Origin of the sequence: Desulfurobacterium sp. TC5-1 (genome assembly GCF_000421485.1) — a bacterium.
Taxonomy (GTDB): domain Bacteria; phylum Aquificota; class Aquificia; order Desulfurobacteriales; family Desulfurobacteriaceae; genus Desulfurobacterium_A.
Genome location: NZ_ATXC01000001.1, coordinates 369,233 through 394,444, shown reverse-complemented (window position 1 = coordinate 394,444; position 25,212 = coordinate 369,233). Strand labels below are relative to the sequence as shown.

Below are 25,212 nucleotides of genomic sequence, written 5' to 3'. Positions count from 1 at the left end.
AGGGAACAATGAGAAAAATTCTTGGACTCTTAACGGTCGGATTCCTTCTTTCCTCAACGGCTGCCAACGCTTTGCCTCTTTTAACAATAGAAGCCGGTGCCGGTGCTGTTCAGGAACAGCCTTCAGGATGGATAAACTATCAGGGTACTAACGTTGATGTAAAAGATGACCTCAACTTAGGAGACGAAACAAAACCTTTTGGGTGGGTAAGGATAGAACATCCGATACCACTTATACCAAACGTGAAAATTGAAGCGACAAAGTACGACTTTACAGGTTCTGGAACCATTACTCAAACATTCCAATTCGCAGGAAAAACATTTACTGCAAGCGCAGATATTGACAGTGAACTGAGACTTGACCAGTACGATTTAACACTCTACTGGGGCGTTCCGTTCCTTGGACTTGCAACACTTGGAACAACACACATAAACTTTGGTCTAACACTTAAATACATTGATGGCTACGCTTCAGTTAAATCCTCAACTCTTGGTTTTGATGAATCAACTGACTTTCAGGTGCCGCTTCCAATGCTCTACGGACAGGGAGATTTTGGCGTGGGACCTGTCAGGGTAAACGCAGAACTCAAGTGGATAGGATACTCTGGCAATCAATTTATTGATGCAAAGGCAGAAGTCAGATACTCACCGATTCCACTGCTTTTTATCGGCGCCGGTTACAGGTATGAAAACCTGAAAATTGATGACATAGAAGATGTATCTTCCGACATAAAGATCAAAGGTCCTTATCTTGAGGCAGGCCTCAGCTTTTAATGCTGGGGCTTTTGCCCTTCACTTTCTTTTCCACAGTGGGCGGTTGTCTATTTTCAAAGAAATTAAATCTTTATTGTAAAGGTAAGACAAATACGCAAGAATTCCTGCATGAATCAAAAAGTAGTGATGAGTAGCTTTGACCTTTAAACCTATTTTGCTTAAAACATGGTCCACCACCTCTTCAGAGGAAACCTCTTTTTCAAGAAAATTAAGTATTATTTTTTCAATCTTATCAATCTGTTTGAAATTCTCAGAAACATAAAATCCAATATCTTCCACCGGCTCACCGTGAGAAGGAACATAAAAGGAAAATCTGGTATTTTTAAGGAATTTCAATGTCTCTTTCTCCGTTTTTATATCAACGTTAAAAGGGATACCAACCCTTTCAATAACTTCCGGCGCAAATACGGCATCACCGCAGAAAAGAATATCGCCAACAACAATACCGACCTGCCCCGGAGCGTGACCGGGAAGAGGAACAATTTCAAGCATAGCATCGCCGATTTTAAGCTCTCCCGGCTCTATCTCAACATCAACATCGGATGGCTGCGCCATCACAAACTTGTTCATCAAATCCTTTACAGGATAAACACCGGAAAAAAGAGAAAAGGGATTTATAAAAGGATACTTTATAACCGTCGCCGCAATACCGGAAGCGTAAACCTTAACATCCGCTTTTTCCTTCAGTATTCTGTTTCCACCACAGTGATCCGTGTGAAAATGGGTATTAACAATAGCCACCGGTTTCAAACCATGTTTTTCAAGCAGCCTTAAAATCCTCTTTCCGCTACCGGAATCAATACCGGTATCAACTAAAATAACATCTCCACCGCCGCACTGAATGACACCGACATTCGTCCTTCCCGGAATATAGTAAACACCTTCTGTCAAACACTTAAGTTCCACATAATCTCCCTTATAAATATTAAAGTAACTTTTCTATTTCTCTAACAACTGCTTCTACAGTTTTTCCGGTGGTATCTATCACATAAGCCCCTTCAGGCACGGTTAAAGGTGCTACTTCTCTGTTTTTATCCTGATAATCTCTCTCCCTGACTTCTTTTAAAACCTGTTCGAAAGTAACGTTAAAACCTTTTTCTTTAAGTTCTTCATACCTTCTTTTAGCCCTTTCCTCAGGAGATGCCGTTAAAAATATCTTAAGCTCTGCATCAGGAAAGATGTTTGTTCCGGCATCCCTTCCATCGGTTACAACTTTTCTACCTTCTGCAGCCTTTCTCAGAACTTCAATTACTTTCTTTCTTACTTCGGGAAACCTTGCAACCTTTGAAGCTAAAACTCCACCCTCAGGCTTCCTTATCTCTTCTGTTAAATCAAGACCATTAAGAAAAACTCTACCATCATCTTTTATCTCTACAGAAATACGTTTAAGAAACAAAGAGACCGCTTCCTCACTATCAAGGTCAATTCCCGATTTCTTTGCAGCAACACCGATTGCTCTGTAAACTGCACCGGAATCAAGATGCAGAAATCCAAGCTTTTTCGCTAAAATCTTTGCTATGGTGCTTTTCCCTGCTCCAGCAGGACCATCAATCGTTATTTTTTTCACTTCCATTCCTGTTCCTCTATCTCTCTGTAAGTTTCCTCGTAAAGCTGATTTAACCGCTCTGAAATTTCCACAGGCCGCGTAAACTTTTTGTAAATATCTTTAACGCTATCATCTAACTTCTCAAATTCAGAAAGAAAATGCTCCCTGACTCTCTCTAAAGAGGGAAGCTCTACAACCCTTTTTCCGCTGAGAAAAATTGGTTTTAAAAGGGGTCTGCCCTCGCTTTTTTCACCCCACACGGTAACACGGTCAAATGATTCAAGACGGTAAACCTGCTTTTTACCGGGATACATCTTTTTCCCGCTGCTTGTTTTCATTACAGGCTTTCCGTCAAGTTCAACGAGTTTATAGACAAAGTCAACATAGGGCGAATCCGACGATGTTCCGACCTTTGTGCCAATACCGAAAATATCTATGGGTGCTCCTCTGGAGAGAAGTTCATCGACCTTGTATTCATCAAGACCACCGCTGACTATAATTTTTGTCTCCCTGAAACCGTGTTTGTCAAGCATTTTCCTTGCAAGTTTTGAAAGCTCAAGTATGTTGCCGCTATCAAGTCTTATGCCTCTTAAAGTGTAGCCCTTTTCTTTTAATTCCAGAGCAACTTCTATTGCTTTCTCAATGCCTTTCACTGTGTCATAAGTATCAACAAGAAGAATAGATCTATCGGGAAACGTTTTAAGATAAGCTCTGAAAGCTTCTTCTTCCGTCTTAAAACTCATAATAAACGAGTGAGCCACGGTGCCAACAACTGGAATGCCGTAGATTTTTCCGGCAAGAACGTTGGAAGTCGATGAAAAGCCTGCTATATAGGTACTTCTTGCAACCTTTATTCCAGCATCTTTACCGTGAGTTCTTCTGAGAGAAAAGTCTGAAAGCACCTTACCCCGGGAAACCGAATAGACCCTCGCTGCCTTTGACGCAATCAGTGTGCTTATGTGAGTCATATTCAGAATGGCTGTTTCAAAAAGCTGTGCCTCATAAATTGGCGCCTCAACTCTTAAAACAGGTTCGTGAGGAAAAAAGGGCGTCCCCTCGTCCATACTGTAAAGGTTTCCCGTAAAGCGAAATTCCTTCAAAAAGTCTAAAAACCAGTCAGGAAAAAGGTTAAGAGAGTAAAGGTAGTCTATGTCATCCTTTGAAAAGGAAAAGTTTTCAAGGTAATCAACAACATCCTGAAGCCCTGCATATACAAGGTAGTTTCTCCTTTCAGGAAGAACTCGGGTAAAAAGTTCAAAAGAAGCAATCTCTTTCTTCCCGTTATCAATATAAGCACACATCATTGTAAGTTCGTAAAGATCTGTAAGCAGCGTTTCAGTCATTACTTTTCCTCCGTTACCTGCTCCTTTTGACACCCACTTTCTGGCAGTAATCTCTTATCGGACATATACTGCATTTAGGAGAAGTCGGATGGCATACATGCTGGCCCAGGGCAACAAGAAGTTCATTAATAATCTTCCAGTACTTCTTGGGCAACTTTTTTCTCAGAGCAAATTCTGTCTCTTCAGGTGTTTTTGTTTTAACGTAACCAATCCTGTTCATTATCCTGTGAACATGAGTATCAACACAGATACCCGGCTTGTTAAAACCAAGCGTAACAACAAGGTTGGCCGTTTTTCTGCCAACACCTTTAAGCTTCAAAAGTTCATCAAGAGAATCAGGAACCTTACCGTCATATTTTCCAATAAGTGTTTTACATATCTCTTTTATCGTTTTCGCCTTGTTTCTGTAAAAGCCAACAGGATAGATAAGTTCTTCTATCTCCTTTTCGGAAAGTTTAACCATATCGTAAGGATTGTCGGCCTTTTTAAAAAGCCTTTCTGAAGCCCTTGCCGTTACTTCATCCTTTGTTCTTAAACTGAGTATCGTTGAAATCAGAATTTTAAAAGGATCTCTATCGTGCCGGGACATTAAACTTACAACAGGAACATCCCACTTTTTGGATTCCCTCTTAAGGATTTCGACTATCTTATCTATATCAATCTTTTTAAGCCTTTCTGCCACTATCCTGCCTCACAAACCTGTAAAGTTCAATAAGTTCCTCAACAAGCAATGGAAAATCCTTTAAAGGAACCATGTTTGGACCGTCTGAAAGGGCGGTTTCGGGATCCGGATGTGTTTCAAAAAAGAGACCATCAGCACCAACAGCCACGGCAGCTTTCGCAAGATAAGGGACAAACTCTCTATCCCCGCCAGAAGCAGAACCGAGTCCTCCAGGTTTCTGAACAGAATGGGTGGCGTCAAAGATAACAGGAACACCAAAAGATTTCATTATGGGAACACTTCTAAAATCAACCACCAGATTATTGTACCCAAAAGTCGTCCCCCTCTCCGTCAGAAATATCTCTTTCGCTCCTGATTCTCTCAACTTCTCAACAACGTTTCCCATGTCCCATGGAGCCATAAACTGCCCCTTTTTCACATTAACCGGCTTACCGGTCTTTGCAGCGGCAACAAGAAGGTCTGTTTGGCGACACAGAAATGCAGGAATCTGGATGTAATCAACCACACTACCGACAGGTTCTGCCTGATATGATTCGTGAATATCCGTCAATACAGGCAAATCAAAGGTTTCTTTCACCTTTTCAAGCATTCTCAATCCTTTATCAAGCCCAGGACCTCTGTAGGAACGGATAGAACTCCTGTTTGCCTTATCAAAAGAAGCTTTAAAAATAACTTTGCACTCAGGGAAAAGCTTCTGAGTCTCCTTAACAACTTTAGCAACCTTAAAAAGAATCTCTTCTGTCTCTATAACGCAAGGACCCGCGATTAAAATCATCTCTTCTCCCCTATTCGTCTCTCTGTGGTAAAACGGGTATAACCCGGCTATCTATTGAAGGAAGCGCCGTCAAAGATTCAAGAAACACTTTTATGCGCCATGCTTCAACATCGGTGAGTTTTTCATCCAGCATTTTGTCCGCCATAACTTTTACCGCAACATCCAGCCTTCTTACAGAACCGTTGTGAAAGTAGGGAGCAGTTAACGCAACGTTCCTCAAAGGTGCAGTCCTGAAAGCATTTTTATCAGTATCATTTCCGGTAACCTCGTAACGTCCCGGGTCATCATCTATCTTAAAAACGTGAAACTTATTATCTGTAAGCATAGGACCATAATGGCAGGATATACAACCTTTTTCAATGAAGAGATTCATCCCCATCTTGGCATCATCAGAAAGAGCTTTAGTATCACCGTTAAGAAACCTGTCAAAAGAAGAATCAAAAGTGTTCAAAGTTCTGACATAGGCAGCTATCGCCTTTGCTATGTTATCAAAGGTTACAGGATCTCCTTCATCGGGAAACGCTTTCCTGAAAAGCGCAACATACTCAGGTATCGTTTTAAGTTTGTCTGCTACATCTTCAGAAGAGTTCATCTTAACGGGATCCTGAATGTTCATCTTTATCATCTCTTCAAGAGTTTTTGCTCTTCCTGTCCAGCCGTAGACCTTAAGGTAACCTGCATTAAATATGGTGGGTGCATTTCTCAAGCTTTTACGCCAGCCGTAACCTATTGCAACAGGCTGATTGTCATCACCGCCAGAAGATATGTTGTGACAGGTGTTACATGAAATCGTGTTACTTTTAGAGAGCCTTGTTTCGAAAAAGAGCATTTTTCCAAGAATAACTTTAGCAGGTGTCTGGGAGTTATCTGAGGGTATGGGCGGAAGAGAAGGAAGTGGCTTTAAATCCACACCTTTTGTTGAATTTAGAGAAGTGGGCACAGAAACCGTTGCGGCACTGTTAAAAAGCTCCTGCGCAGCTGCCTCAAAATCAAAAGAGGGCATTATCTTCTTATCTGCAAGTGCTCTGGCCCTTGCAACAAGATCCTCTGGCGTTTTGAACTTCTGAAGCAGCTCTTTTTTAGGTGGTGCTATCAGACCATGGCAGTCAGAACATTTAGTCTCCCATACACCGGCACGACACACAGAAGGAACAATAAAAAGAGAAAGAAAAATCAGCACTTTTCTCATGACATACCTCATATAGTTAGAGTTTAAAACCGGGAATTTTAACTTCAAGTTCAAGCTCAACACCAAAACTATTGAATACTCGATTCTTTATAACATCTACAATTTTACAAAAATCTGAGAATGTTGCACGGCCTCTGTTAATGAGAAAATTGGCGTGTTTTTTGGAAATCTGAATATCACCTACAGAAAATCCCTTTAAACCAGCCGATTCAATAAGAAAGCCGGCAGAACGGTTTTCAGGATTTTTAAAAGTAGAGCCTGCAGTTTTTAGATAGAACGGTGGATGTTTTTCAAGACGTTTCTTTACAAGACTTTTTATGGTTTCTTTCACGTTCTTAAAATATTCAACCTTAAACTTTACACTAATAATAATGTCCTTTTTCGAAAAAGGTGATTTTCTATAACCGAAACCTGAAGTATCAGACAGTTCCTTAAGTTTTCCCTCTTCATCTATGTACTCTATAGATTCTATAAGCTCTGCAGTTTCTCTGCCAAAAGCTCCGGCATTCTGATAAACTGCTCCTCCAACGGTAACACCCGGAACTCCTGCCAAAAATTCAAAAATGGAAAAGTCTTTTTTAATCTGAAGATTTAAAATTTCACCTACTCTAACACCTGCTTGGGCAAAAAGATAATCACCATCACAGTAAAACTTCTTAAATTTTGAAAGAGAAATCAATTTTAGATTGAGCTTATCCGGGAGAACAAGGTTGCTCCCACCACCGATAATAAAGAAATCTTCATAGATAAGTTCTAAAAGTTCTCTCTCATTTTCGGGGAAAAAAACTGGAAAATGTCCACCTATTCCAATAGTGGTAATTTCTTTCCCTGAAAGCTCCTTTACCTCCATTCTTCCTGCCTACATCTTAAACCACAAAACTTTTACACCAGAAATAATAAACTGAGAAGCTATCGCACCCACAATAAGTCCCATAATTCTCGTAATTATCTTAAATCCTGTAATACCAAGTTGCCTCATAAGTATTCTGGCATTTTTAAGAACAATATAAGTAATCCATGAAGCAACACCTATTGCACATATAAGAAGTGCAAGAGTAAACAGCGTCATGCTTCTCTCTTTTAAAATAATAACCGTGGCAATAACTCCGGGACCAAAAAGCACTGGAATCCCAAGAGGCACTATCGATATGTCCTCTTTCTCTGCAGCTTCCGAAATCTCTTCGGCGGTATGCTTTGTTCCTATGGAAAGTTTACCGTTAATCATGTTTAATGAAAGAACAAGAAGCACAAGACCACCAATAACCTTTATTGAATTGATGTTTATACCGAAAACCTTAAAGATTAAATCACCAAAAAAGAGGGTGACAATACAGGCAATAAAAACAAGCCTCGCCGTTTTGAGTGCGATACTATCAGTAACGACTTTCGGTGTTTCCGGCGGCAAAAGAGATATCATAACAGCGGCAGCTGCCACCGGATTAAGTATGGCGATTAGAGATATAACGTCCTGCAAAAAAAGATTAGCTGCATTAAGATGATACATTGTCTCTCCTACCAACAGAAGCTCTCACAAAGTCAACAAAGAGAGGATGAGGTTTCCAGGGTCTCGATTTAAACTCAGGATGAAACTGAACACCTACAAACCACGGATGATCCTCTATCTCCACAATTTCAACAAGTGAGTTGTCAGGTGAAGTTCCTGCAATGGTAAGTCCTGCCTTTTCAAGAACTTCTCTAAAGCGGTTGTTAAACTCGTACCTGTGTCTGTGCCTTTCAGAAATTTCCTTCTCTCCGTAAGCCGTAAAACTCTTTGTACCTTCTTTTAAAACACAAGGATAGGCACCGAGTCTCATTGTTCCGCCTTTTTCCTTAATACCCTTCTGAGACTCCATCAAATCTATAACCGGATATTCCGTCTCCGGATTAAACTCAGCACTGTGGGCACCTTCCAATCCAGCAACGTTCCTTGCAAACTCTATTACTGCACACTGCATGCCAAGACATATACCAAGAAACGGAATCTTGTTTTCCCTTGCGTAGCGGATAGCTTTTATCTTCCCCTCAACACCTCTCTCACCAAACCCACCTGGAACAAGGATACCGTGAACGTCTTCCAGATACTCTTCCGGCTCTTCAGAAACAAGAAGGTCAGCGTTAACCCATCTTATATCAACCTTTACATTGTTCTCAGCCCCTGCGTGGACAAAAGACTCTATTATGCTCTTATAGGCATCGGGAAGCTCTATATACTTTCCAACAACAGCTATTGAAACCGCTCCATTCTCCGGCTTTTTAACCCTGATAACAAAATCCTTCCACTCGTCAAGTTCAGGCTCTCCCGCGGGTATCTGAAGCTTCTCAAGTATTATTTCATCAATCCCTTCCTTTTTAAGATGAAGAGGCACTTCATAAATCGTTGAAAGGTCCTTAGCGTTTATTACATCCCGTTCTTTAACGTTCGTGAAGAGGGCTATCTTCTTCTTAACGGAAGAAGGAATTGTCCTTTCAGAACGACAGACTATAATGTCGGGCTGGATACCTATTGCCCTTAACTCTTTAACAGAATGCTGTGTCGGTTTTGTTTTAAGCTCTCCTGCAGCCCTGACGTAGGGAACATACGTAACGTGAATATAGATAGCGTTGGTTTTTCCAACTTCTATACCAACCTGCCTGATTGCTTCAAGAAACGGCAGTCCTTCAATATCTCCAACAGTTCCACCAACCTCCACTATTGCAACATCAACACTTGAAGAAGCTATTTTCCTTATCTTTTCTTTTATGCTGTCTGTAACGTGAGGGATAACCTGAACGGTAGCCCCCAAAAATTCTCCTTTCCTCTCTTTTGAAATTATCTCCTGATATATCTGTCCGGATGTAACGTTATTTATCCTTTTCATTACGCTGTGAGTAAAACGTTCGTAGTGCCCTAAATCAAGATCTGTTTCAGCACCGTCATCGGTCACGAACACCTCTCCATGCTGGTAGGGATTCATCGTCCCGGCATCAACGTTAAGGTAAGGATCAAGTTTTTGAATTGTAACCCTCAAACCTCTACTCTCAAGAAGGGTTCCTATCGAAGATGCCGTTATGCCTTTACCTATGGAAGAGAGAACACCACCTGTGATAAATATCAGTTTAGCAGCCATCAAACTTCTCCTTCAGTAGTTTTTCTGCTTTCAGAAGGTCTTCCTCAGTATCAACACCCATTCCATAATGCTCAACGGTGCAAACGTATATCCTGTCACCGTGTTCTAAAATTCTAAGCTGCTCAAGTCTTTCAGCCTTTTCAAGAAAGCCTTCATTCCACGAAACAAAATCAAAAAGGGCATCTTTCCTGAAGCCGTAAATTCCTACGTGCTTAAGATAGTCTTTTGGTAAAAGATTTCCATCTCTATCATAGGGAATGGGACTTCTTGAAAAGTAAACACCATATCCCTCTCTATCCCTTACAACCTTTACATTTGAAGGTTTATTTATTTCATCAAAAGAAGAAAAAGGAACAGCGACAGTTGCAAACCTGTCACCTGCCCTTAACCTTTCAACTATAGGAAGAACGTGCTCCGCTTTTACAAAAGGCTCGTCACCTTGAACGTTCACAATATATTTAAAATCAGAACCTGAAATCCTTACCGCTTCCGCAACACGGTCCGTCCCACTCGGAAGATCCGAAGGCGTCAGAACAGCTTCACCACCGACACGTCTTACAACATGTGCCACCCTTTCACTGTCCGTGGCAACTAAAACATTGGCACAAAAGGCAGAAACAGCTCTGTAAACCCATTCTATCAGCGGTTTACCACACAAAAGTCTAAGCGGTTTTTCCGGAAGCCTCGTTGAACCAAGTCTTGCAGGAATAACAATTAGAAAATCTGAACTCAAAATCTACCTCTCTCCCTGTTTTAGAAATTATATCTCTTTTTACTGCTACAACGGCAGAGAGAAAAATTAGAGTATAATATTTCCTGTCTTTTAACCGTTATGGAGGAGGCTACTTTGAAAATTGGAAGGTTCAAAAAAGGGGATAGCGTATTCTTCGGCATAGTAAAAGGAAGGGACGTTATACCGGTTGCCGAACGGCGCGTTTCAGACCTCATGGAATCTGTAACACCACTTGAGGAAACCTACAACATAAAAGAGGTAAAATTTTTGCCGCCAACAAAGGTAAGCAAGGTTGTTGCCGTGGGTCTTAACTATAAAGCCCACGCAGAAGAGATGGGAAAACCTCTACCGGAAGAACCTCTACTTTTTATGAAGCCCTCAACAGCAGTTATTTCAAATAAAATGAAAATTATCTTGCCGCCCGCTTCTGAAAGGGTGGACTACGAGGGAGAGTTAGCTATCGTAATAGGCAGAAAGTGTAAAAACGTGAGAGAGGAAGAGGCAAGGAACGTCATTTTAGGATACACTTGCTTTAACGACGTAACAGCAAGGGATTTGCAGAAAAAGGACGTTCAATACACAAGAGCTAAATCTTTTGACACATTTGCTCCTTACGGCCCGTGGATAAATATGAACATAGACCCGACAGGATTACCAATTACCACCCGTGTAAATGGTGAAGTAAAACAGCAGGGTAATACATCCGATATGATATTTTCGCCGTTCTACCTCGTTTCTTACATATCAAAGATTATGACCCTTCTCCCGGGAGACGTTATAATCACCGGAACACCTCCAGGGGTAGGACCTCTTAAAGATGGAGACAAAGTTGAAATTGAAATTGAAGGAATTGGAACTCTCATAAACTATGTAAAAGCTGAAGGAAGGGAGGAAGCGTGAAAAAGGTAGCAATAGTAATGGGAAGCAAATCAGACATGCCTGTAATGGAATCCTGCTTTAAAACGTTAGAGGAATTTGGCATACCATACGACGTAAAGGTTTTATCAGCTCACAGAACGATAGACGAAGTAATAAAGTTTTGTGAATCAGCCGAGGAAGAGTACGAAGTGATAATTGCAGCTGCCGGATACGCTGCTCACCTTGGCGGTGTTATAGCGGCAAAGACAATCCTTCCAGTAATCGGTGTTCCGATCGACGCATCTTCACTAAACGGATTAGACTCTCTGCTGTCTATAGTTCAGATGCCTGGCGGTGTGCCCGTTGCAGCAGTAACTATAGGAAAGGCCGGTGCAAAAAATGCAGCTGTTTTTGCAGCTGAAATAATGGCTATAAAGTACCCGGAACTAAAAGAGAAACTTAAGAGCTACAGAGAAGCTATGAAGAAAAAGGTATTAGAGGGCTGATAATGAAAGTCTATCCTGAATGTATTCCCTGCTACATGAAGCAGGTTTACAACATACTCAAATTCATAGACGCCGACCGGGAACTATCCCTGAAGGTTTTAAGGGAATGTTCCCGTTTCGTAGCCGAAAACCTAAACCCCGACGAATCACCGGGACACAACGCCACTTACATCCACAGGCTTTTTAAAAAGATCGTTGGCGTAAACGATCCTTTCAAACCACTAAAAGACAAGTACACAGACATAGCACTGAGATGGGAACCCGAAATTGAAAAGACGTTTTACGAACCGGCAGAAGACAAGTTGGATATAGCGGTAAGACTTGCTGCCGTGGGAAACATTATAGACTTTGGCATTCCAAGGGAAAGCGACAAAAAAGAAAATGAAACGTTTGAACCTTCCTCTTTTGATCTTACGGAAGAGGTAAAAACGATTCTACACCAGAGATTTGCCTACTACGATAAAGAGATATTCGAACGCTTCATAGTGGCAGGGAAAACAGTCCTTTACGTTGCCGATAACGCAGGTGAAATCGTTTTTGACAAATTCCTCTTAAGATATTTAAAAGAAAGGGGAATGAAAATTGTGTTCGCCGTAAGGGGCGGCCCCATACTCAACGACGCAACGGTAGAAGATGCTCTTAAAAGTGGTATAGACAAAATCGTCGATGAACTCATAACAACTGGCGGTGATTTCATAGGAATAGACTTTGCCTACGCAGGAAAAGAGTTCAAAGAAGCATGGAATAAAGCCCATGTTATCATATCGAAAGGGCAGGCAAATATTGAAACTCTTGAAATTATTAACGACAGAGATATCTTTTTCATACTGAAGGCAAAATGTAACGCAATGGCCGAAGAGCTAAGGTGCGACAAAGGGGAACTTATATTCCTCTACAACAAGCACCTTATAGAGATGAAAAGTGAAGATTCTGACGTTTAAAAGCGATTTTAATATTATAAAAGAACTCATTCTGTCGGGAGAGATTCTCTGCTCTCCCACAGATACCCAGTACGGTCTTATAGGTAGTGCTCTGAACGTTGTTGCAATTGAAACCGTTTATAGGTTAAAAAAGAGAGACCAAAACAAACCACTAATAGTTCTTTTTGACTCTGTTGAAAAACTTAAAAAGTACGGTGTATTCATTCCAGAAAAATATGCAAATTTCTTAAAAGAAATCTGGCCGGAAAGGTTAACTGTAATACTACCTCTTAACGAGGAAAGTCCTTTTAAAACGTTGTTTAACCGAAGCAACCTTGCAGTAAGAATTCCGGCGTTCAAACCTTTAAGAGAACTCATATCTGAAACGGTACCACTCTTTGCACCAAGTGCCAACATTCAGGGAGAGAAACCAGCAGAAAGCTGTCAGGAGTGCCACAACTATTTTAAAGAACAGGTAAAGTACTGCATAAAAGGAAGAAGTACACCGATTCCATCCACGCTGCTTTCACTAACAGGCTCCCCACCCGAAATCCTCCGTGAAGGGGCAGTTTCTATTGAAACCATTAAAAAACGACTCCCTGAAGTGAGGATGAGGAAATGAAAACTATCCTGTTTGGCAGCTTAACTCCGATTCACGACAGATTGATAGAAGCAGCCGTTGAACATCTTGGCTACGATGCACAGCACTTACCTCAACCGGACATAGACGCATTGAAAACAGGAAGAGAACTGTGCGACAAAGGAATGTGCAACCCTGTCTATTTCACCGTTGGAAATCTTATCAACTTTCTGAGAAAACAGGCTGAAGAGGGAATAAACGTTGAAGATAAATACACCTTCGTAACAATCGGTGCCTGCGGCCCATGCAGGTTTGGAATGTACGAAATGGAGTACAAAAACGCGCTAAAATCAGCAGGTTTTGAAAAACTTAAAGTTTCACTTTTAAACCAAACAACCTTTTCTGCTGAAGGTGAAATAAAGCTAACATGGAATCTAATCTATTCCCTCATGAAGGCGATAATGGTAGCCGACATATTAAGGGATTTAGGTTACAAAATCAGACCTTACGAAATTGAAAAAGGTGAAACTGACAAAAAGCTTAAAGAAGCAACGGAAATAATGTTCAGAATTATAAGAAACAGCGGAAAGACAAAGGACATAATAAAAGGACTTAAAGAAATAAAGAACTTTCTTTCAGAGATAGAAATAAACTACAGCGTCCCCAAACCGATAGTAAATGTAATTGGCGAGTTCTGGGTTCAGACAACGGAGAGCGACGGAAACTATCACATCCACAAATGGCTTGAGGAAGAAGGAGCTGAAGTTAAAGTAGAACCTGTATCCATATGGATAGACTACCAGCTTTACATAGAAAGAAAAAAAACACTCTATGAAATCAAAGCAAAAGGCATTTCCATCAAAAGAATAAAAAAATTAGCTTTCCTAACCGGACTTCAGGAATTTTACAGATGTCTGTTTGAAACTCTACGACACACAGTGAAAGAAAGAACCGGAACGCTCCCTTCCCAAAAACTATTATGGAATCTTGCAAAAGAGTACTATGACCCCTTTGTAACAGGTGGAGAAGGACACCTTGAAGTGGCAAAACACATATACAACGTTAAATTTCACAGGGCGCATATGACACTTTCGTTAAAACCTTTTGGTTGCATGCCCTCAACACAGAGTGACGGTGTTCAGTCAAAGGTAATATCTGACTACCCTGAAACGATATTTGTATCTGTAGAGACATCGGGAGACAGCGAAGTAAACGTTAAAAGCAGGATACAGATGAAGCTTCACGAAGCCAGGGAACTTGCACTTGAAGAGTTTGAAAAAACATTAAGAGAGACAGGAACGACAAAAAAAGAGATTGAAAAAGCTTTGAACCTTAACAGAAAACTTAAAAATCCGTTCGTTAAACTTGATGGAAAAGGACTGCTTACCGCCGAACGGTTTGTAAGAGCAAATCTTAAATCAATAAAAGCAGCAGTGGAAAAGAAACAAGTTTTCCATAATCAGGAGACAAGATGGACACCCTCTACATCGAAAAAGTAGCTGAAGAGTTTAACACCCACTTCAAAAAGAAAAAAATCGTCGGATACGATTTAACTAACAACCATTTCAAAATATCTATAGAGGGAAAAATCTTCACTTTTGTCCTCACAAATCCAAACGGCATCCTAATAGAAAAAGGGAGAATTGAAAACAGAACGCTACTAAAGCGCTACAGAAACCTTTTTATCAGGGAAGTAAAAACACTCAACTGCGACAGGATCATTGTTTTTAAGCTTGTAAAAATAACTGTTTCTGGAAGAATGGAAAATTACCAGTTAATAGCTGAACTAACAGGAAAAAACAGCAACATCTTTTTCACAGAAGAAAACGGAAAAATTCTCTTTCGGGCAAAGGAAGCCCTGACATCTGCAAGAGAAACCGAAATAGGGAAAATTTACCAGCCGCCCCCCTTAAACAAAAAGGCCTTTAAAGAGATAACATTCGGAAAGGTAACGCCTGAAGGTGTTGAAAAAAACCTCTACAAGTACGTAGCAGGCCTATCACCGCTAAACTGTAAAGAAATAGCTTTCTACATGAGAGAGGGAATGCCTCTTGAAAAAGCCTACCAGACTTTTATGGAAAAACACAAAATTTCAAAAACAGCCTTCATCTACTTTAAGAACGGAAAACCAAAAATACTGACAACGTTCCAATACTCCTGCTTATCAGGAATAGAGTTTAAAATCTTTGAGGAAGACTTAAGTTTTATAAAAGCTTGGGACTACTTTACAAGAGAGAATAGAAAAAGTGATAAAATTGGAAAAATAAAACGAGAATTGAGCAAAATCATTGATAGAAAACTAAAAGCAGCCGAAAATAGATTAAAACAAATAGAAAAACCGGAAAAACTTTTAAAAGAAGCTGAAGAGTTTCAGAAAAAGGGAGAACTGTTAAAATACAATCTTCACCTTTTAAAACCGGGAACAGAGTCCGTGCAGGTCAGGGATTTCACAACAGAAGAGGATATAACCATAAAAATAGATCCTGCAAAAACACCGTCAGAAAACCTAAATGCCATATTTAAAAAGGCAAAAAGATTAAGAAGCAGGGCTGAACACGAAAAAATTGCAGAAGAAGAATTAAAAAGAGAAATTGCCTGGCTAAAAGCTTTAAAGGAAAAAGTAAAAGAGTTAGAAAACTATGAAGGACTGCAGGAAATTAAAGATAGCCTCATTCTGGAAAAGAGAAATAAAAAGAAGAAAAAGACAAAACCTTTTAGAGAAATCATTCTACCTTCGGGAAAAACCATTCTCATTGGAAAAAATCGGATTGAAAACGAAATATTGTCACTAAAAGTAGCAAATCCCTGGGATTTATGGTTCCATACAAAGGAAATTCCCGGCTCTCACGTAATTTTGAGGCTTGAAAGGAACGAAACACCAGATGATGAAGACATAGAAACGGCCGCTTCAGCAGCCGTCTTCTATAGCAGAGGAAGAGAATCGGGAAAGATCAAGGTGGACTTCACAAAAGCGGAAAATTTGAAAAAACCGCCAGGTACGCCGCCGGGATTTGTCATCTATAGAAATGAAAAAACAATACTGACAACCGCCGAGAAGTTTGAAAAGCTATTGAGAAACAACCTTATCAGGTTTCAAAACGCCTGAATGAACGCTACCAACGCCTAAAAACTTACCGGATTCATCAACAACACAGTACCTGCCATCGGAAACGGGAACAGGAAAATGCCTGCCATTTAAAAACCAGCAAGAATAGGGAGAGGTAACTGTCAACCTATCAAACGGCAAAACTCTATCCACAGGAACAATGTAGTTTCCAACATTATCGGCGTTCAGGATATCAATGGAAACTGCCTCTTCAACAGATATCTTTCCAATGGAAACGCGGCGCAAAGACGTAACGACAGCATCACCACCGCAAGCAACACCTATATCGTGAATTAAAGACCTTATGTAAGTTCCGGAAGAACAGCAGACTTTAAGAGAAAAATCGGGATAGGAAAAAGAAAGAACATCAATAGAATAAATGGTAACCTTCCTTGGCTTTAGCTTTACTTCTTCACCCTTCCTTGCAAGCTCGTAAGCCCTTTTCCCCTTAATTCTTATGGCGGAAAAGGAAGGTGGAACCTGTTCTATTTCACCTTTAAAAGAGGAAAGTACATTTAAAAATCTATATTCTGAAACACCTGCCATATCTATATTTTTAACATTACCGTCGGTATCGTAAGTATCACTTGAGAATCCAAAACGTCCACCAACCACGTAACACTTATCCTGTTTCAAAAGGTACTCTCCAAATCTCGTAGCTTTACCAACAGAAAGGATAAGAAGACCTGTAGCAAGGGGGTCAAGTGTTCCGGTATGACCAATCTTGATTTTGAAAGGGAAAAACCTCCGCACGCCCCTCACAACGTCAAAAGAGGTAACGCCCGAAGGCTTATCTATCAGCAGAAATCCGTCCATAAACCTATTTGCTGGAAGGAGTTATAACTTTAGGTGTAATAAATATCAAAAGCTCAGAATTGCTATTTTTCACAACCTCATTCTTAAATAGCCACCCGAGAAGAGGTATCTTTGAAAGTACAGGTACTCCCGTCTGGCTCTTGGATTTCTCCTGCTCATAAATACCACCGATAACCAGCGTGTCGCCATTGTCAACCATTATCTGTGTTTTAACATTCCGGGTATCTATAGCAGGTTCAGAATTGCCGGTTATTGCAACATAATCATAATTCGGCTTGTCCTTTTTAATTTCAAGATCAAGAACTATTTTGTTATCGTTTGTCACATGAGGTCTAACCTTGAGAATAAGTGAAGCCTTCTTAAACTCTGTGGAAATGTTCCCATTCTCATCTATTACCTTATAAGGAATCTCCATACCCTGTTCTATGGTCGCTTCCTTATTATCTAAAGTTACAACTTTTGGTTGAGAAATTAGCTTACCATCACCGTTTAGCTCTGATGCCTGAATAGCCAATTCTGCTCTCAAACTCTGTCCTTTATTGAGTATTCCAAGGGCAAGCGTATAAGGTTGAGAAGGGATATTGTAAACGTTCCCCACTGAGAGAGGATCCGTTACACCAGGAATTGTAACACCATCATTAAGTTGAAAGCTTCCAGTTTTATAGGAATGCTGCCAATTGGAACCGGTATAAAATGCAAGATTCCAGTTTACCCCTAAATCTTTCTCAAAGCTTGAACTAACAAGCACTATCTTTGCTTCTATAGAAACCTGCTTGGTAATTTTATCAGTATGTCTGATAATGTCCATTATCCTGTCATAATGTTCCCTGGTCACCTTAAGAATAAGACTGTTGGTTCTCTCATCAACTTCAACGAGTTCTTTACTTGCCGCCTTTACTTTAGAATTTTTACTTTCCGCACTGCCCAAATACTTTTCTATAAGCTTTGCAACTTCGGAAGCATAAGCATAATTCAGAGGAACGATATAAGTATTAACCGGTTCGTACCTTACCTCCTGCATAAGGGTCTTCCTGGAAGCTATTCGAAGATAATCCTTTTCTCTAACATATGTATAACCAAGAGGCTCGAGGACCGCTTTCAGTGCCTCTTGCCAGTTTACAGGTGTTAAAAACCTTACCGAAACTGTTCCTTTTACGTCAGGATCAAAAACAACGTTCACACCAACCGTATCTGCAATGGCCCTTACAACCGTTCTGACATCGGCATTCGTAAAATCAAGCTTAATCTTCCTATCACTTAACTTAGAAGAAGCCGTAGCCACGGGTTTTAAAAACTTAATTTCATAGGTCCTGCCAACCTTCATTACCTGAGCTGGAACTTCTGTCTTCAAACTTATAACAATGTAAGATCTATTCCCGGATGTGTATGTAGAAATCCTGTCAACGAATGGAGAATCCACTTTCTTCTCTGTTGTCTTCAATACAGGTTGTTCAGCTGTTAGAATAATCTTCCCTGGTGATTTTGATATGGAAAACTCAACGTCACCATCAACAGTGACATTAATGCCATCCGTGGTAGTAGTTACAACAGGAGAAACAAGAGTGTAAGGTGCTACAACAATTGTTGTAGCCCTGGGATAGGAAGAATAAGAAACTTTCACCTTATCGACAGGAACTATCTTTATTAATGTACCGCTATCTTGAGGAATAATATCAATAACTTTAGTGATATCATCCTGACGGCCAAAAACCTTTCTGTTAGCAATCTTACAATTTTTAAGATAAAGATTATAAATATCGCCCGCTCTACTTTCAGAAACAATACACTGCTCATCTGTTAAAAGGGTTATTCTCAATTCGCCATTAAGATTCATAAGATTAACGTTTGAAATCGTTCCGGCATAGACTGAACCGCCGATAATAGGCAAAACCGTTAATATATTTAATAATTTTCTCATTTCCCTTCCTCCGAATTGAAGTTGATAGTGACAATAGAAGAGATGAGCTTATTTCCCTTCTTCTTGTAAACTTTTAAAACCAATTTGTCGGGTAGAACTTTCAAAACTTTTGCGTTTACATCAACAACATCGCCGGAAGATATTAAATATACTTTACCGGTTTCAGGATCGGCAGCCACCGCTTTTAAAGTATTGCCGCTACCTATCACACCCTCAAGAACAAGCTTATCTATAGGCGGCATTTTTAAATCGAAAACTTTAGGCTTTTTAACTACAACAATCACTCTTTTCTTCGCTTCAAGCTCCATCTCTTTCCTGTGCCACTCTGCAATCTCACGAATGTAGATAGGGTTTACAAACGGATCAATATAGGCATGAGCGGCTCCCGAAAAAAGCAAAGCCAGGACAAAAGCTTTTAAAAATTTCTTCATCTGTTACCTCTTAAGCGTATAAGCATTTAAATTAAGATTAACCTGAACCGTATATTTATAAGAATAGTACTCTTTTTCTTCTTTCTGCCTTTTTCCATCAACTATCTTTTCCACAGTCATTTTTTTCTTCTCTGGTACCAGGCCAACCATAGACATGTCACCGAAAGTCATTATCCTGTTTGCTTTAACAAGACTTTTACACCAGGATATGAAGTTCGGAAATCTTGTCTTCATAACAACCGTGTAATCAATTTGATTGTAATATTCTTTGCTTTGCTCTTTACCTCTTCTAATCAACCCTATTTCTGTATTCCCGGTACTTTTAGCTATTGACTTTATTATACCGCTCACCTCTTCTCTACCTGTCGGCAGTTTTGCTTCAAGGGCAGCTATTCTGGATTTTAGATTTGCTATCTCTTTCTTAAGCTCATTCCTCCTTTTCTCAACGGCAAGAAGCCTTGCTACCTGAACTCTCTTCTGAGAAATCTGCCTGTTTAACTGTTCTATTTTCATGTTAAGAGGATCTATCACATTCATCTTATACACATACGAGATAACAATAAGAATTACTATGTAAGCTATCCATTTCTGCCATTTAGGTATTTCTGACCACCTATCTTTAAAATCGTCAAGGAATCCTTCAAATGCCATCACTTCATCTCCACAGTAAACTGAAATTTATAGTAGTGGTAAGTTTTATTGCTCTCTTTAGATTTATATTCTTCGTAACTCGTCTGCTTAAATTTAACAGTACCAAGATTTTGCTCCACATTCTTTAAGAACTTGGAAACCAATTTCAAATTGTAAGCAGCACCTTCGATAAACAGGCTGTTTCCTGACTGGCGAAGGCCCATAAGCCAGACACCGTAAGGAACATTATTCCTCGCTGCAAAGAAGTATATGTAACGTGGCACTTCTCTTTTCTTATCCAGCTCACTGATAACCTGCAACTTTTTCTTAAGAGCTTCCCTCGTTTTTATTAGCAGCTTCTCCTCTTTTTGAATCTTTCTGAGTCTTACCAACTCCTTGTCCAGCCTGGCATTTTCTTTCTTCAAAGAAAGCTCTTCCAGCTTAAGCTGACCGGCATACCAGCTTAGGCCACCCGCCAGTGCAAAGGCAAGGAGCACTGCCAAAATAACGTCCGGCTTCAAAATCTTCTCTACGAAAGTCTCTTTTTTCTCTAAGAAATTAAACCTTAGCATGTTCGTCACCCTTAAACCTTAGACTTAGTCCGCATGAAACGGCAAATTCCTGAGCGCCTTCAATACCGCTGAAATAAAGAGGCTCGCCAAGTTCAACCTTCTTGTTTGTAAAAGCTTTCAAAAGGGAAACTAAATTTTTCTGTTTTGCTCCACCGCCGAATAGATAAATCTCTTCCACATCTCTTCCGAAACGGTCATTAAAGTTGTCTATCGCCCAGATAATTTCTGTTGATATCTTCCTGATTATTTTTGATATAACCTCATCTAAAGCCTTATCATAAGAGATAGATTCTATGTCATTTCCAAATTTAAGCCTCTCTGCCTCTCCGTAACTTATTAGATACTCTTTCTGAAGCTGCTCCGTAATTGTATTACTACCAATTTCAATATTCCTCGTAAGGTATGGATAGCCACCGTAACTGATAACTATTTTTGTAAATGTTGCACCAATGTCAACAAGGCAAACGCAGTCAATTACCTTATCCGGGTAATTGAGATAGAACTGGTTGTTTATAGCACACGGCTCTATATCTATAACCTGAATTTTCAAACCTGCATTTTCTGCAAGAGCAGTATATTCCTCAAGAATGTCTCTCTTAACGGCGGCTATTGCTATATCTATGTGGTCTTCAGAAATGGAAACAGGCAGTACCTGATACTTAACCACAACCTTATCAAGGTCATCCTCGGAAATAATACCTTTTATGTGTTCAAGGGCTATCTCGTCCGGATTTTCAGATGGAGAAGCACTTATCACGGTATAAAAACAGAGAGAAAGAGGAACATGAACAGCTATATTTTTTGCATCAGGAACCACAGCCTGAACACTCTCTTTCATTTTTGCCGAAAGAGAAACAAAATCAATTATCTCTGTTCCAACAATATAAGACTCTTCATAATCCATCTTACCGTAATTAACAACGTTGTAAAGGCCCTTTCTTTCTCTTAGTTTACAAACTTTGATACTGGAAGTGCCAATATCTACTCCTGTAAAAAGAACCTTTCTCCCCGTAAAAATACCTATGACACTATCAAGATTTATCATTACTCCATCCCCTACAATTTCACTAACAGAGTTAGAATTACCAAAGCTGTTTCTTGAATTTTTTAATTTGTCCATTATTGCTACAAGCACTAACCTAATGTTAAGAAATCTCTTAGGTATATGTCAAGACTCAAGGTGCAATTATGTTAAAAAAATCTTTTAAAAATTCGGGATAAGACGTTGATATACATTGAACATCATCAATATAAATCGGTGAAGAAGAAATTAAACCTGCAACTATAAAAGACATAGCTATTCTGTGGTCACCAAAACTTTTTATCTTCCCACCTTTCAATTTTGCCTTTCCTCTTATTCTCATACCATCTTCAAATTCTTCAACATCAACACCTAAAACCTTCAAGTTTGAAACAACAGCCCTGATTCTATCGCTTTCTTTAACCCTTAGCTCCGCCGCTTCTTTTATCACTGTTTCACCTTCCGCCTGAGTTGCAAGGACTGCGATTATCGGTATTTCATCTATTAAACGGGGAATAATATCTCCCTCTATTACAACCGCTTTTAAATCCGGGGAATAAAGCACTTTAATGTCACCAACCTCTTCGCCAGAAACAGTTCTTTTGTTAAGAATTTCAAAATTTACACCCATTCTTCCCATTACATCGAGAATACCTGTCCTTGTTGGATTGAGAATTACATCTTTCAATACAACCTCTGAACCAGGAACGATAGCTGCAGCAACCATGAAAAAGGCAGCGGAAGATATGTCTGCCGGAACATCTATTTCTAAATCTGCTTTAAGGTCTCTATTTCTACCGAGAGAAACCGTTAATCCATCAACTTTAACATCAACACCAAAAGTCTTAAGCATTCTTTCCGTATGGTCACGACTTTTTGCAGGTTCGGTGACAGAAACCTCTTCATCTGTAAAAAGACCGGCTAAAAGGATACACGATTTAACCTGAGCACTGGCTTTTGGACTTCTGTATACAATTCCGTTAAGTGGATTCCTGCCAACAATTGTGAGAGGTGGATACTTGCCGTTCTCTCTACCCAAAACGGTGGCTCCCATCTGTCTCAACGGAATGGCTATTCTGTCCATAGGTCTTTTTCTTAAATACTTGTCACCTGTGAGAACGGAATAAAACGGCTGACCGGCAAGAATCCCGGATATGAGCCTTATAGATGTTCCAGAATTACCCATGTCAAGAATATCAAAAGGTTCTTTTAGAATCTTACCCTTACCACGTATCATTATAATCTTCCCGTCATCTTCTATGTCAACCCCTAAGGACTTAAAAGCTTTAAGCGTATTGAGACAGTCCTCTGAACGGAGAAAATTTTTCACAATCACCTTTCCCTGATTCAGAGAAGCAAGCATTATAGACCTGTGGGATATGGACTTGTCAGACGGCACCCTGAGAATACCTTTCAATTTTCCTCTAAAACTGACCTCGTACATACAACAACTCCTTGAAAATAGATTGATAAACGGAGGAAAATTATAGCAATCTATATTAAAATAGACTATGCAATTCCAATAATTTAAAACTCAGGAGGTAAGTTATGAGAACTTTAAATCTGGAAGAGGTGAAAAAGTCTCTTGATGGTATCGTTGAAGTTAACGACAACGGTGTAAAAATAATCAACGAAGAGGCCGTTAGAAAAGGGCTAATCGACAATCTCATCTACACTGCTGTTTTTGGCGAGGACGATGCAAAGCGATTTAGCCGATGGCTTATCAGAGCTATAGCTGTAGAATTTGGAGCAATTCCAGCGTCTATACACGACCTCTACGTAAACGGCATGGGAAGGGAAAAGTTAGACAGGTGGTTTACAGTGCCCGCCATGAACATCAGAGGCATGTCCTACGACGTAATGAGAAGAATTTTCAAAATTGCCGTTGAAAGGGACATGACAGCCTTTATCCTTGAAATCGCAAAGTCCGAGATAGGTTACACCTATCAGAGACCTGAAGAGTACGCTTCCTGTGCACTTGCAGCAGCTGTTAAGGAAGGTTACAGAGGACCTGTTTTCATCCAGGGTGACCACTTCCAGTTTAAAGCGAAAAACTACTTTGAAGATCCTGAAAAAGAACTTAAAGCTATTCAGGATCTCACGAAAGAAGCAATTGAAGCGGGCTTTTACAACATAGATATCGACCCATCAACATTAGTTGACTATTCAAAACCAACACTCATAGAACAGCAGTATCACAACTATCTCAATACAGCAAAGATGACAGCATTTATAAGAGAGGTAGAACCTGAAGGAATAACTGTATCCGTCGGTGGAGAAATCGGTCATATAGGTGGAAAAAACTCCACGCCAGAAGAGTTTGAAGCCTTTATGGAAGGATATCTTCAAACGTTAAAAGAGTACGGCGAAGATCTCCCTTACATAAGCAAGATAAGCGTTCAAACGGGAACAGAGCATGGTGGCATTCCTCTTCCTGACGGAAGCATTGCAAAGGTGAAACTTGACTTCTCTGTTCTTGAGGTTATTGGCGAAGTCGCAAGAAATAAATACAGCATGTCAGGTGCCGTTCAACACGGTGCTTCTACACTTCCAGACGAACTCTTCCATAAGTTCCCTGAAGTGAAAGCCTCTGAAATTCATCTTGCAACAGGATTCCAGAACATTATCTACGACCACCTTCCTGAAGAGATGAAAAAAGAGATATATGCATACTTAAAAGAAAACTTCAGCAACGAGTGGAAAGAGGGCTGGACGGAGGAACAGTTTATTTATAAGCTTAGAAAGAAAGGATTTGGACCGTTTAAGAAACAGTTCTGGGATCTACCATCAGACATTAAGGAAAACATTTTAGACGCATTAGAAGCAAAGTTCAGATTCCTGTTTGACCAGCTTAAGGTCTACGACACGAAAAAATACACAGATGAATACATAAAACCTGTAAAGGTTCTCCCTAAAAAACCTGAATAATTTGTGAGGGGGCTCACCCCCCCTCTTTTAAACCTACAGCTTCCTTTAATTTCTCAACCTCTTCCCTTGAAAGTTCTCTGTAATATCCTCTTGGCAGATTTCCAAGCTTTAAAGGCCCTATGCTAACCCTCTTCAATTTAAGGACCGGATGTTTGAATCTCTGGAAAAATCTCCTGACAATTCTGTTTCTCCCTACATCTATAGTAATTTCAAGGTACGTGTTTTTACCGGTTCTACTTGGTTTAAGGTACTTAACAGACAGAGGCTTAATAAAACCGTCTTCTAACTTTGCACCCTTTTTCATCCTTTCTACTTCTGCCAGCGTAACCTTTCCCTTTACCTTTGCAATGTAAGTCTTAGGAACGTGATATCTTGGATGCATCAACCTGTCTGCAAGTTCACCGTCGTTTGTCATAAGGAGAAGACCTTCTGTGTTGTAGTCAAGCCTTCCAACCGGGAAAATCCTTACAGGGTACTTTCTAAAGAAATCTCTTACTGTTGTTCTCCTGTCTCCCTCTACCTTCTCCATTGTAGTTAAAACACCCTGCGGTTTATTAAACAGAAGGTAAACAAACTTTTTAGGAAGCCTGACCCTCTCACCGTCCACCTTTACAACATCCTTTTTTGGATCAACGTCAACTGCAGGAGAATCAACGACTTCGCCGTTAACAGTAACCCTCTGCTGTTTTACAAGTTCTTCCACTTTACGCCTTGCACCAAAACCGGCATACGATAGAAATCTATTTAATCTCATTATTTCCTCCCTCAATAAGGTTAT

The 25,212-nt window shown here is 40.0% G+C and carries 26 protein-coding genes; 8 read left to right on the top strand and 18 right to left on the bottom strand.

All coding sequences use genetic code 11. The annotated features are described in order from the left end of the window. Positions 1 to 8: 8 nt before the first annotated feature. Positions 9 to 773: a TIGR04219 family outer membrane beta-barrel protein gene (locus tag H153_RS0101995; RefSeq protein ID WP_022846462.1), complete on the top strand. Its 765-nt coding sequence runs from the start codon at positions 9 to 11 to the stop codon at positions 771 to 773. Between the two features lie 18 nt (positions 774 to 791). Here the strand turns inward: H153_RS0101995 and H153_RS0101990 are convergent, their stop codons facing one another. Genes H153_RS0101990 through kdsB form a run of 10 tightly spaced genes read right to left on the bottom strand, consistent with a single transcriptional unit; the run spans position 792 to position 10,148 of the window. Further along, the gene (locus H153_RS0101990) at positions 792 to 1,679 is read right to left on the bottom strand and encodes an MBL fold metallo-hydrolase (RefSeq protein ID WP_022846461.1); all 888 of its coding nucleotides are present in this window, start codon (positions 1,677 to 1,679) and stop codon (positions 792 to 794) included. Between the two features lie 19 nt (positions 1,680 to 1,698). Then, positions 1,699 to 2,346, bottom strand: coding sequence for a (d)CMP kinase (cmk, locus tag H153_RS0101985; protein ID WP_022846460.1), 648 nt, complete (start codon positions 2,344 to 2,346; stop codon positions 1,699 to 1,701). After that, the gene (locus H153_RS09010; protein ID WP_022846459.1) at positions 2,337 to 3,662 is read right to left on the bottom strand and encodes a nicotinate phosphoribosyltransferase; all 1,326 of its coding nucleotides are present in this window, start codon (positions 3,660 to 3,662) and stop codon (positions 2,337 to 2,339) included. The genes cmk and H153_RS09010 overlap by 10 nt, the downstream gene beginning before the upstream one ends. 13 nt (positions 3,663 to 3,675) lie before the next feature. Further along, entirely contained in the window at positions 3,676 to 4,344 is a 669-nt protein-coding gene (nth, locus tag H153_RS0101975; RefSeq protein ID WP_022846458.1) for an endonuclease III, read from the bottom strand. Then, positions 4,328 to 5,119, bottom strand: a complete 792-nt coding sequence (kdsA, locus tag H153_RS0101970) for a 3-deoxy-8-phosphooctulonate synthase (protein ID WP_022846457.1) — start codon at positions 5,117 to 5,119, stop codon at positions 4,328 to 4,330. The genes nth and kdsA overlap by 17 nt, the downstream gene beginning before the upstream one ends. A gap of 10 nt (positions 5,120 to 5,129) precedes the next feature. Continuing rightward, complete coding sequence (locus H153_RS0101965; RefSeq protein ID WP_022846456.1) at positions 5,130 to 6,308, bottom strand: cytochrome c peroxidase; 1,179 nt, start codon at positions 6,306 to 6,308, stop codon at positions 5,130 to 5,132. Positions 6,309 to 6,324: 16 nt separating this feature from the next. Beyond that, positions 6,325 to 7,158, bottom strand: coding sequence for a UDP-N-acetylmuramate dehydrogenase (gene murB / locus H153_RS09005; RefSeq protein ID WP_022846455.1), 834 nt, complete (start codon positions 7,156 to 7,158; stop codon positions 6,325 to 6,327). A gap of 9 nt (positions 7,159 to 7,167) precedes the next feature. Next, positions 7,168 to 7,812, bottom strand: a complete 645-nt coding sequence (locus tag H153_RS0101955) for a MarC family protein (protein ID WP_022846454.1) — start codon at positions 7,810 to 7,812, stop codon at positions 7,168 to 7,170. Further along, positions 7,799 to 9,415: a CTP synthase gene (locus H153_RS0101950; RefSeq protein WP_022846453.1), complete on the bottom strand. Its 1,617-nt coding sequence runs from the start codon at positions 9,413 to 9,415 to the stop codon at positions 7,799 to 7,801. The genes H153_RS0101955 and H153_RS0101950 overlap by 14 nt, the downstream gene beginning before the upstream one ends. Beyond that, the gene (kdsB, locus tag H153_RS0101945) at positions 9,405 to 10,148 is read right to left on the bottom strand and encodes a 3-deoxy-manno-octulosonate cytidylyltransferase (protein WP_022846452.1); all 744 of its coding nucleotides are present in this window, start codon (positions 10,146 to 10,148) and stop codon (positions 9,405 to 9,407) included. Before kdsB ends, H153_RS0101950 begins: the two co-directional genes overlap by 11 nt. A gap of 114 nt (positions 10,149 to 10,262) precedes the next feature. Between kdsB and H153_RS0101940 the strand changes: the two genes are divergently transcribed. From H153_RS0101940 to H153_RS0101915, 6 genes are read left to right on the top strand one after another with little or no spacing between them, the layout of a single operon-like run. Beyond that, on the top strand, positions 10,263 to 11,048 hold the full coding sequence (locus H153_RS0101940; protein ID WP_022846451.1) for a fumarylacetoacetate hydrolase family protein: 786 nt from the start codon (positions 10,263 to 10,265) through the stop codon (positions 11,046 to 11,048). Next, positions 11,045 to 11,512, top strand: a complete 468-nt coding sequence (purE, locus tag H153_RS0101935) for a 5-(carboxyamino)imidazole ribonucleotide mutase (RefSeq protein ID WP_022846450.1) — start codon at positions 11,045 to 11,047, stop codon at positions 11,510 to 11,512. The genes H153_RS0101940 and purE overlap by 4 nt, the downstream gene beginning before the upstream one ends. A gap of 2 nt (positions 11,513 to 11,514) precedes the next feature. After that, positions 11,515 to 12,453: an ARMT1-like domain-containing protein gene (locus tag H153_RS0101930; RefSeq protein ID WP_022846449.1), complete on the top strand. Its 939-nt coding sequence runs from the start codon at positions 11,515 to 11,517 to the stop codon at positions 12,451 to 12,453. Further along, positions 12,434 to 13,054 (top strand): L-threonylcarbamoyladenylate synthase, encoded by a 621-nt coding sequence (locus tag H153_RS0101925; RefSeq protein WP_022846448.1) that lies wholly within the window; start codon positions 12,434 to 12,436, stop codon positions 13,052 to 13,054. The genes H153_RS0101930 and H153_RS0101925 overlap by 20 nt, the downstream gene beginning before the upstream one ends. Next, entirely contained in the window at positions 13,051 to 14,511 is a 1,461-nt protein-coding gene (locus H153_RS09000) for a hypothetical protein (RefSeq protein WP_022846447.1), read from the top strand. The genes H153_RS0101925 and H153_RS09000 overlap by 4 nt, the downstream gene beginning before the upstream one ends. Continuing rightward, positions 14,484 to 16,118 (top strand): NFACT family protein, encoded by a 1,635-nt coding sequence (locus H153_RS0101915; RefSeq protein WP_022846446.1) that lies wholly within the window; start codon positions 14,484 to 14,486, stop codon positions 16,116 to 16,118. The genes H153_RS09000 and H153_RS0101915 overlap by 28 nt, the downstream gene beginning before the upstream one ends. Here H153_RS0101915 and truB read toward each other — a convergent pair. From truB to aroA, 7 genes are all read right to left on the bottom strand, one after another. Beyond that, positions 16,080 to 16,934, bottom strand: coding sequence for a tRNA pseudouridine(55) synthase TruB (gene truB, locus H153_RS0101910; protein WP_022846445.1), 855 nt, complete (start codon positions 16,932 to 16,934; stop codon positions 16,080 to 16,082). The genes H153_RS0101915 and truB overlap by 39 nt on opposite strands. A 4-nt stretch (positions 16,935 to 16,938) precedes the next feature. After that, the gene (gene pilQ, locus H153_RS0101905; protein ID WP_022846444.1) at positions 16,939 to 18,852 is read right to left on the bottom strand and encodes a type IV pilus secretin PilQ; all 1,914 of its coding nucleotides are present in this window, start codon (positions 18,850 to 18,852) and stop codon (positions 16,939 to 16,941) included. Next, on the bottom strand, positions 18,849 to 19,283 hold the full coding sequence (locus H153_RS0101900; protein WP_022846443.1) for a hypothetical protein: 435 nt from the start codon (positions 19,281 to 19,283) through the stop codon (positions 18,849 to 18,851). Before H153_RS0101900 ends, pilQ begins: the two co-directional genes overlap by 4 nt. Before the next feature lie 3 nt (positions 19,284 to 19,286). Continuing rightward, complete coding sequence (gene pilO / locus H153_RS0101895; RefSeq protein ID WP_022846442.1) at positions 19,287 to 19,934, bottom strand: type 4a pilus biogenesis protein PilO; 648 nt, start codon at positions 19,932 to 19,934, stop codon at positions 19,287 to 19,289. Next, entirely contained in the window at positions 19,934 to 20,485 is a 552-nt protein-coding gene (locus H153_RS0101890; RefSeq protein WP_022846441.1) for a PilN domain-containing protein, read from the bottom strand. Before H153_RS0101890 ends, pilO begins: the two co-directional genes overlap by 1 nt. After that, positions 20,472 to 21,530: a pilus assembly protein PilM gene (gene pilM, locus H153_RS0101885; protein ID WP_196799784.1), complete on the bottom strand. Its 1,059-nt coding sequence runs from the start codon at positions 21,528 to 21,530 to the stop codon at positions 20,472 to 20,474. The genes H153_RS0101890 and pilM overlap by 14 nt, the downstream gene beginning before the upstream one ends. A 130-nt stretch (positions 21,531 to 21,660) precedes the next feature. Next, positions 21,661 to 22,950, bottom strand: coding sequence for a 3-phosphoshikimate 1-carboxyvinyltransferase (gene aroA / locus H153_RS0101880; RefSeq protein WP_022846439.1), 1,290 nt, complete (start codon positions 22,948 to 22,950; stop codon positions 21,661 to 21,663). Between the two features lie 104 nt (positions 22,951 to 23,054). Between aroA and H153_RS0101875 the strand changes: the two genes are divergently transcribed. Then, a complete protein-coding gene (locus H153_RS0101875) occupies positions 23,055 to 24,434 on the top strand; it encodes a class II fructose-bisphosphate aldolase (RefSeq protein ID WP_022846438.1) in 1,380 nt (459 codons plus the stop codon). A gap of 13 nt (positions 24,435 to 24,447) precedes the next feature. On the opposite strand, the gene H153_RS0101870 is transcribed toward H153_RS0101875, so the two are convergent. Beyond that, positions 24,448 to 25,188 (bottom strand): pseudouridine synthase, encoded by a 741-nt coding sequence (locus H153_RS0101870; RefSeq protein ID WP_022846437.1) that lies wholly within the window; start codon positions 25,186 to 25,188, stop codon positions 24,448 to 24,450. Between the last annotated feature and the right edge of the window lie 24 nt (positions 25,189 to 25,212).